The following is a 6,405-nucleotide window of genomic DNA, read 5'->3' on the forward strand; positions in this document are numbered from 1 at the left end:
CCCTTTTTGCTTTAAATCACACCACGGTGCTTTAAAAATGTACACATTTCATCAGCAAGCCTTTCACAACGTGTTTGTATCTCTTCACTGATAACTTTCCAAGTACGACCGTCATCATCTGAGGAAAAATCTTCGGGGGAAGAGGCGATTTGACATTGGAGTGCATAACCATAAAGCGTGCTCACCACCGGCAATAAATGCTCACACGGTTGTGCGCATTTTTGGGCGGTACTCCCATGAGAGATAAGCCCAACAGGTTTATTTAAAAAAGCATTATAAGCTAAATTATCAAGAGCATTCTTTAAAACACCCGAATAAGACCCTTGATAAACGGGGCTTGCTAAAATAACACCATCAGCCTCTGCAATGGTTTTTACAAACTGGCGAACCGCAGCACTTGGATTAGCCTCAACCTGTTGATGATAATCTGGATCTGTCATCGGTAAGGGCTGTTCACGCAAATCAACCCAATGAAGTGATGCACCCCGCTTCGTGAGGCAATCCGCTAAATAACTGGCTAAAGTTCTTGTTAATGAAGGTTGACGCACAGACCCCAAAATAATTGCTATATTCAATAGGATTCTCCTTTATCTTTTCCAGAAAAGCCTATAACGCAAGGCTTAAAAAGAATTGTGAGTGAAATGGCGCGTACCATTATGCTGTCCATAAAGAGCAATTGTGATGATACCGCATAGTTATAGAATCAGTCCATGCTAACAAGATTGTTGACAAAACAACACCTCAAACTTGAAGAGAATGTTAGTGCTTTCATTAATATTAAAACGCTTGATCTCAAAAGTAGCGGCTGTCTTATTGTTTTAAAAGCGTTTTTTATGAATATATTCTTAGCTATTAGCTTGCAAGATTCCCAATGAAAAAAGGAATATATCGTCATATTTTGATTTATAATGATCATTGATCCTTTTTAATTGGAATAAGAGAGTTGTAAGATTTTCTGATTTCAAATGCTTTTATGGCGCGATCATTTGCGCATCAATGGAAGTTCCTTTTTTCATATCTTAAGTGGGGGGCGGAAAACAATTGAGAAAAGAATAAAAATGCTTCTATTTTTTCAAGTGATGAGGGTTATCGTAGGAGCTAGATATGGCTGTTGTAGGAGCGGGGGTGTGGGTTTGTTGTAGGAGCGCGCGCGCCTAGGGTAAATGGGTAATCGTAGAGGAACGAGTATGGCTTGTCGCAAGGGGGAGGGGGTATGGGTATCGTAGAGCCGGTGGGCGGCGTATGTGAATGGCGCCGGATTACACTTTTTATTGAAACAATGGTGGTGATAGATTTTATCGTAAGGAGATATATTCATGAGGGCGCTATTGTTATTTCCTTCATGGGTGCTGTTCATGAAATGGGGTGGACGCGCGTTGGTTTGGAAGTGTTGAGAGGTGTTTCTTTAAAACAAGCACGTGAATTGGCAAAATTGAAGTATTGGCAACATAAATATACAATACGATTGTTCTCTGGGGGTATTCTGTTTGACGATAATGGACGGAATTTTACTTGAGAGATTGTTCGTGTCCTTATAAAAGTCAGGACAAACAGTTGTATAAAAAGGAAGAGCAAATGAAGGGGGAAAATTCCACATTTTATAACAAACTGTGCTCTGTTGTTTTTGGAAAATCATTTCGTTCTTATAAAGATCATATTATCATTTGTCTTATTTCTATCATTATTGGGATAGGTCATAAAGCTCTTTTGATCCCATTAGAATCCAAGTGGTCGTTGAGTGTATCGCAGGATAGCGCTCTTTTGGCGCTCTTTGTGCTGCGTGAAGTTATCATGGTGTGTGTTGTTGCCTTGATGCCTGTTTTATTGGTGCTTTATCTCATCTTAACGTATTTGTTGAAAAAAAAGATTCAGCAGTTAGAAGAGGCTATCCAGCAACGGGGTCACACAACCGATCAACAAAATAATCCAGTAAAAAAGGATAGAGAAAAAATAAGCAGTTTTTTTATCGCATACCTTTGGTTGATATTTCTGCTGGAAGTCTTTTTTCCTGCGGGTTTTGTCATGATCATTTTGGAATTTTATTATTTTGTTTTCAAGCGCGTGAGAACGTATTGTAGAGTAAAACGGGAATTGAAACGCGTAAGAAAAGAGCGCGATAAGGCGCTTTTGTAGCTATCGTGAGGGGGAAGAGACAATGTTTGGAAGCTCGTGACATAGAGAAGAGGGGATTGAATGGTTGAAGAATCATCAGGCAAAGAAGCTAGCCTATTTTCGTTTGTAATGAGGAGGCTGCTCTTCATCATTTGGAAGAGCAACTGCGTTTTTAGAAAGTCGGGGTTTTTTGTTGAAAACAAGGGAAGTGCCATGCATCGCACTTTTAGTGCTTCTTAAAAGAACAAGCATGAGATAAAAAAATGCGTTTTTCATAAAAAAAAGGAAGAGCAATGAAGGGGAAAAATTCAGCATTTTATAATGCACTACGCCATTTTTTTGGGAAAGATTATTTTTCTGTGCGAGAGCATGTTGTCATTTGTTTCCTCTCCCTCATTATTGAGTTGTGCAACAGGATTGTCTTTCTCTCATCCTTAGGTAGCAATGGGGAATGGACAGGGTGGCAGGATACACCCCTTTTTCTCTCTCTGTGTGCGTTTTGGCAAGTTATTGCAGTGTGTGTTTGGGTCTTGTTTCCAGTTATGTTGATACTCTGCATCATATTGTGGCGTTTGTTGGTAAAAAATATTCGAAAATTGAAAGAAATAAACCAGCAACGGGGTAAAATAACCGATCAAAAGGATTGGTATAAAGAAAGTGTGAACTCGAAAATGGACGATATTCTTGTCATGATATTTGTTCTCGTGCTTATGTGCGTGACAGTGTGGGTTGCTGCTATTCCCGTGGGGATTTTACAACTTTATTATGGTGTCTTTAAGCAGGTGAGGACGTATCGCTGCTTAAAAAAGAACTGAAAAACGTCTTGCAAGAACAGGATACAGCGTTTGAGAAGTCATGAGAGGGGAAAAAATAATGAAGAAATTATAAGAGATTCAGCCTTTATAGGGATTGCTCTCTATACCATTTTGCCTCTGATATGTTTTGGTGCTCTTTCATGGGTTATCCGTAAACATTGCTCTAAGGAGCAGTGTTGAGGATGACATTGAGGGGAAGAAAAGCCGATTATGGATCATTATTGATTAAAGGGAATAAGAGCCGTGGGGTTTAGAGCCTAGAGTGAGCGCTTGGGATTTCCTTCATTGTTTGAGATGTGGGACAAGTAAAAGAACGGTTTTTCTAGCAGGTGATCGCGGTATATGGGTTGTTTTCGTATTTTTAGGTACCTTGTTCATTCAAGCTTTGAAATGAATCCTATTGAAGTGGGGCTGCAGGGTCATTTTCTTGAAAACAGGAGAATTTTTTGGAAAAAAGCTGAATTGTGACTATCGGTTACAGATTGGCGTGGTTTGAAAATCGTCACTGTTTGAGGTGTGAGGAAGGTAAGGGGGTAGTGTGGTACCACGAATATTATTATTTTTATTATGACGCAAACCATAATGGTCTGTGTACTTTTCTTGATTCCGGTGATATTTGGGTTTTGCATCGTCATAATGCGTAACTTGGAAAAAAATCCAGAAACGAGAAGAGGCAATCTCTGTGTGATAGCAAATAAGCTCTCTATCGCACGGGTCTTTTCAAAGAGTGAGAGGGGAATACATGAAGGAGCAAAATTGGACATCAGAGCAAGAAACGCATAAAGGAGCGCATTCTTTTTCGCTCCAGCAAGCGTTGCTTTCAGCAAAGGATTATAAAATTATCTTTGCTATTGCTGTTGTCATTATCATCTGGAGAATGGTTCTAGAAATACCAGGTGTATTACATTGGCAGCTGACAGGGTGGCAATATGTTGTGCATGCCGTTCTCTTTAAAACGACGGTCGCCATAACGGTCTGTGTCATTATTTTTATTCCGGTTATGTTACGGCTTCGCACCAAAGTGACGGGTGAGTTGCGAAAAAATATTCAGAAACTAGAAGAAGCAATCTCTGTAGGAGAGCACATAAGCTCTCTGTCGCACGGGCTTTGTAAAGACTGAGAGGGAAAAATGAACAGTGGTCCTATAGCGGTACGTGTCTTGGATCCCGGATTCTGGGTATTTATTGTTATTTGCATGATCATTATCATGCTTGTTTTAGCTCTTTATATCTCTGTCTTCAAACGGATGAAAATGAATTTCCAAGTGAAAGGCGAGCTGGAAAGAGTGCTTAAAGAAAATGATCTTGCAACGCAGCAGTTTTGGAAAGATGAAGCCGTGGTGCAGGAGAGGCGTTTGCAACTAAAGGAAAAAGAGTTCTCTGCCGATTATGATGATGATGAAATTCTCACGATAGAAAGTGCAACAGGGCTTTTAAAAAGCTTGGGATGGTCGGTGGAAATCGAGGGAAAAGGAGATTATTTGGCAACTCTCTTTTTACCAGATCGCGAAGTGCAGTTTCTCTATAATGAGAAACGAGTGGAAGAATTTTCGCCCTTTGATCGCGGACTTTTAATTATGAGTGGTATTTTTGCTGCGGCTTGTCAGACGATTAATCCTCATAATTCTGGGGTTGTGCCAACGGTATTTATGAATTTTGTACCCAATGGATTGGAAATTTTTGAAGAAAAAGTGAGCGCCCATCTTTTAAAGAAAGCACTCGATAAAACTTTAAAATGGACAATGGAAGATGATTCTTTGCATGAAATGTTTCGCTCTCAATATAGTATTCCTCCTTGGGAAAAAGACTCTTCATCTTGGGCACCGGATGATGAAGTAAAGTTCGCACCTTATGCTTTGCTGCATCTTGCTGCTCTTGCCTTGCTGGGCGATGTTGAGACTTTAGCTTCTTATGACGAAAGTTTTACGGCAGGGGAAAAGCTTGGCTTTGATGAAACCATTGAAAAAGTTCATTTGGAACGCGCGATGGTGATCGCTCAAGAAGTGAAAGGGGCAGGAAAGTTTAGTTACGATCTGCTGGAACGGGTTGCTGAGAAGTGGTCTATAGCCATGGACTATCAGCGTTTCAGAGTGAGATCCCCTAATACGTGTAATCAAAAACGAGACTTTCATAAAAAATTAGTCGAGGAGAAAAAACAAGAATTAAGGGAACAAGGATTTGATGTGAGTGATAAACAGTTCGTGTTTGAAGCAGAGGGGGTAAAACATGCTCCTGATATTACTTATATTAAAGATGGTGAACCTGCATTTATGGATATAAAAATTGATTAGTTTATTCTCCTGTTGAAGAAAAGCACCCTTAGTTTGAAAGAAGAAAAGCGCCATGATTGAGGCGCTTTCACACCTTTCTTACCAGAGCAAAATAAAGTGCTCGAAAAATCGAGAATAATAGCCAAGCTTTTAAAAAATAGATTGAAAAGGGCTTGATCCTCAAGAATAGGGGAGAAAAATCGATTATAAATTCTGCTATCTTCTTAAAGGCGGTCTCTTTTTTGTTAGAAAATGCTCATAAATTATCGCTTATTCAAGTGCTATAGGGGAAGTCCATTGATTAAAGCGCTATGGGGGGAGCTTAAGAGGAGAGCCTTTGTCATTTGAGATGTGGGACAAGTAAAAAATGTCATTTTTGAAGGCGGTGATATTTAACCAATAAAAATAAAAACATCGGAAAAATTAAACTAAAAAAGGCCCTTTTTAAAAAGGGCCTTTTTATTTAAATTTTACAATATACACAAAATGTATATAACCTTATTTTAAGAAATTTTTGTATCTTATACTCTAGTGGAAACAAGTTGTATAAAATATATAATAATTGATCCTAAAAAAACAGCTATTGCATTCAATAAACTTTTTCCTTTCTCGTAGATATCGTTTATTGATGCTTGTTCTGAGGCGCTTCTATTACTGACTCTCAGTATATTCAATGTATCCGATGTGTCCCTTACTTGTTTAAAAAACTGTAAATTTGTTTTCTCAATAGTATAAGGTGCAACAATAGGAGAGGGTTCTTTATTGACTATACGATCAGAATTTTGAATCGCGAGAGCTAAACCACTTGTAATTGCCCCCGCTATGAAAAAATATCTGATATTCATAGTTTTTTCTCCTATATTTATTTCTATAAATAAATATCGATACGTATCATACATAAATTCGATTTAAATAACTATAGTAAAAATACAACAGTCATAAAAAAGAATAAAGTTTGTCTACATTTTGACAAAATTTACCCTTAATTGCCTTAAAGAATTCTTTCAGATTCATATTGTATGAGGGTGTAAAAAAGTTTGAAAGCTCTGTAGGCAAGTGGAATCCCATAAGATGGGTGATACAATAGTTGCTAGAAAACTTCTTTTTGTGCTTTTTAGCGAAGATTCGTAAAAATGAGGGTTCATAAGAATGAGATGCGATGAAAGTTGAGTCAAACCCCTGAGGGGAAGGGTGCACTCTTTTGAGGGC

General features: G+C 38.5%; 7 protein-coding genes. 5 read left to right on the top strand and 2 right to left on the bottom strand.

All coding sequences use genetic code 11. The annotated features are described in order from the left end of the window. Positions 1-11: 11 nt before the first annotated feature. Positions 12-575, bottom strand: coding sequence for an NADPH-dependent FMN reductase (locus tag U736_RS0105655; protein ID WP_026500430.1), 564 nt, complete (start codon positions 573-575; stop codon positions 12-14). A 617-nt stretch (positions 576-1,192) separates the two neighbouring features. On the opposite strand from U736_RS0105655, the gene U736_RS0105670 reads away from it, so the two are divergent. The 5 genes from U736_RS0105670 (at position 1,193) to U736_RS0105700 (ending at position 5,217) form a co-directional block, all read left to right on the top strand. Further along, the gene (locus U736_RS0105670) at positions 1,193-1,516 is read left to right on the top strand and encodes a hypothetical protein (protein WP_147269645.1); all 324 of its coding nucleotides are present in this window, start codon (positions 1,193-1,195) and stop codon (positions 1,514-1,516) included. A 59-nt stretch (positions 1,517-1,575) separates the two neighbouring features. After that, positions 1,576-2,133, top strand: coding sequence for a hypothetical protein (locus U736_RS0105675; protein WP_026500432.1), 558 nt, complete (start codon positions 1,576-1,578; stop codon positions 2,131-2,133). A gap of 272 nt (positions 2,134-2,405) precedes the next feature. Further along, positions 2,406-2,927, top strand: coding sequence for a hypothetical protein (locus tag U736_RS11015; RefSeq protein ID WP_015856882.1), 522 nt, complete (start codon positions 2,406-2,408; stop codon positions 2,925-2,927). Between the two features lie 742 nt (positions 2,928-3,669). Further along, the gene (locus U736_RS0105695) at positions 3,670-4,047 is read left to right on the top strand and encodes a hypothetical protein (protein ID WP_026500434.1); all 378 of its coding nucleotides are present in this window, start codon (positions 3,670-3,672) and stop codon (positions 4,045-4,047) included. A gap of 9 nt (positions 4,048-4,056) precedes the next feature. Then, positions 4,057-5,217, top strand: coding sequence for a DUF6990 domain-containing protein (locus U736_RS0105700; RefSeq protein ID WP_015856880.1), 1,161 nt, complete (start codon positions 4,057-4,059; stop codon positions 5,215-5,217). Between the two features lie 500 nt (positions 5,218-5,717). Here the strand turns inward: U736_RS0105700 and U736_RS0105705 are convergent, their stop codons facing one another. Continuing rightward, positions 5,718-6,041: a hypothetical protein gene (locus U736_RS0105705; RefSeq protein WP_015856879.1), complete on the bottom strand. Its 324-nt coding sequence runs from the start codon at positions 6,039-6,041 to the stop codon at positions 5,718-5,720. Positions 6,042-6,405: the final 364 nt, after the last annotated feature.

Source organism: Bartonella grahamii ATCC 700132, from assembly GCF_000518085.1.
Taxonomy (GTDB): Bacteria; Pseudomonadota; Alphaproteobacteria; order Rhizobiales; family Rhizobiaceae; genus Bartonella; species Bartonella grahamii.

Coding starts and splice junctions, on each gene's coding strand:
- U736_RS0105705 (WP_015856879.1), bottom strand. CDS start 6,041: ATGAATATCAGATATTTTTTCATAGCGGGGGCAATTACAAGTGGTTTA.
- U736_RS0105695 (WP_026500434.1), top strand. CDS start 3,670: ATGAAGGAGCAAAATTGGACATCAGAGCAAGAAACGCATAAAGGAGCG.
- U736_RS0105675 (WP_026500432.1), top strand. CDS start 1,576: ATGAAGGGGGAAAATTCCACATTTTATAACAAACTGTGCTCTGTTGTT.
- U736_RS11015 (WP_015856882.1), top strand. CDS start 2,406: ATGAAGGGGAAAAATTCAGCATTTTATAATGCACTACGCCATTTTTTT.
- U736_RS0105700 (WP_015856880.1), top strand. CDS start 4,057: ATGAACAGTGGTCCTATAGCGGTACGTGTCTTGGATCCCGGATTCTGG.